Annotated in this window: 1 protein-coding gene; it reads right to left on the bottom strand. The window is 72.6% G+C overall.

Annotation, left to right across the window (positions count from 1 at the left end; all coding sequences use genetic code 11):
• Positions 1-44 precede the first annotated feature (44 nt).
• On the bottom strand, positions 45-1,667 hold the full coding sequence (gene tnpC / locus BCD48_RS21580) for an IS66 family transposase (RefSeq protein ID WP_071050212.1): 1,623 nt from the start codon (positions 1,665-1,667) through the stop codon (positions 45-47).
• Between the last annotated feature and the right edge of the window lie 86 nt (positions 1,668-1,753).

The following is a 1,753-nucleotide window of genomic DNA, read 5'->3' as shown; positions in this document are numbered from 1 at the left end:
CCATTCAGGGGTGCCGATTCCGGCACCCCGTTGTTGACGTTGGTTTAGGCGGCGAGGGCGGGTGCGGGGCTGGCCAGGCGTGGGACGGGCATCCAGGGTTTGCCGGCGAGGGTCATCCGGATGGCGTCGATGGCGCGGAGGCCGTGGTCGCGGGCGGTGACCAGGTAGGAGCGCACGCGTAGGTAGGCGGCGAGGGTCGTGGGCGTGTGCCAGTAGCCCGAGACGGCCTGGTGACGTTTCGGGAGCCTGATCGCCTGCTCTGCCGGGTTGTTGACCCAGGGGATCTTGAGGTCGGTGGTGAAGAGCCAGACCTGGTCGGCCTTCGCGGCGAGCCGGCGGGCCAGGACCAGGCCGGGGTGGTTCCTGTCGTCCTTCCAGGGCCGGGACATGTTCGCCAGTTCGCCGACGCGGACGTCACGGTCGTAGCGGGTCCGCAGCTCGTCGATCGTCTTCTGGTCGATGCGGGTGCGCCCGGCGGCGCGGGCGGCGACGACGAGGGCGCCCGYCTCGCGGAGCAGGTCGATGAGTCGGCCGGCCCACTTCTGGGCGCCCGGCGCGAGTGCCAGCACCGCCCGCAACGACCGAATGAGGTGCGCACAGCACAACTGCACGCCGGCGAGCCCGGGGTCGTACTGGTGCCAGCCGGCGTAGTCGTCGCGGGTCAGGTAGCCGTGCCAGCCGTCGAGCACCCCGGTGGCGTCGATCGCCTCCGACGAGCGTGAGCTGATCGCCGCGTACCAGACCAGCCCGGGTGTCGGGGTGCGGACCACCAGCAGGTGCGGGGTGCCGGACAGGACCGTGCCCGTGGCCTCGTCGAGATCCCTGCGCAGCACGTTGACCGGGGACTCGTCGCCGCACAGTACCGGCTCGGCGCGCAGCGCGGCCTTCATCGCCTCGTCGAAACCGGCGGCCTCAAGATCCTTGGCGAGGCGGGCGTTCGCGCGGGCGACGAACCCGGCCGAGACCGGCACCCGGAGCAGCGCGTCGATGACCATCGCGGCCCGCTCGACCGGCACGTTGCCCTCGGAGGCCAGCAACACCGCCGCCGCGTGCAGCCGCGGCCCGTAGGACACCGTGCCCACCGCCGCGTGCCGCACCCCCGGCACCGACCCGGCCGTGACCTTCCGACAGCAGCCGCAGCGGCGCCGCGGCAACACCCACTCGACCTTCTCCAGCACCGGGGTGAGCAGGTCCCAGACCTGCGCCCACCCGTCCGCGAGCACCTCGGCACCAGCCAGGTCCGCCTGGCACGACGAGCACTGGTCCGGCGGGTCCGCCGGTAACGACCGRTCCGGCCGTGGCTCCCGCGAAAGCCCCGCGCCGGGATGCCCCGGCTGCCCGCCCGGCTTCCGCTCCTTCGAGCGGACCCGCTCCGAGGACCCCCGCCGCTCGGCCTTCCGCTTCTCCTTCGCCCCGATCGGCTCCTTCGACGGCGGAACCGACGAGTTCGTGCTGTCCATCCCGACCCGCCGCCGCAGGTCGGCGACCTCCAGCTCCAACCGCCGCCGCTCGGCCCGCTCCGCCTCCTGGCGCTCGGCCATACCCTCGATCACCCGGCGCAGCCGCTCGTTCGTCGCCGCCAGCCGGCCGTTCGCCGCCGCGAACTGTTCGATCCGCCCCTCGGCAGCCGCCAGACGCGACTCCAACGACACGGACGGGTCAACCACAAACCCAGATCATCCACGCCCCACCGCCACGATCAAGCAACAGCCACAACGTGTCACCCCAACACAAACGCCCAGCTCAGCGGACC

The sequence above is a fragment of the Pseudofrankia coriaricola genome, from assembly GCF_001854805.1.
GTDB lineage: Bacteria > Actinomycetota > Actinomycetes > Frankiales > Frankiaceae > Pseudofrankia.
Note: the sequence above shows the minus strand (reverse complement) of the source record. Positions and strands in the feature narration are given on the sequence as shown.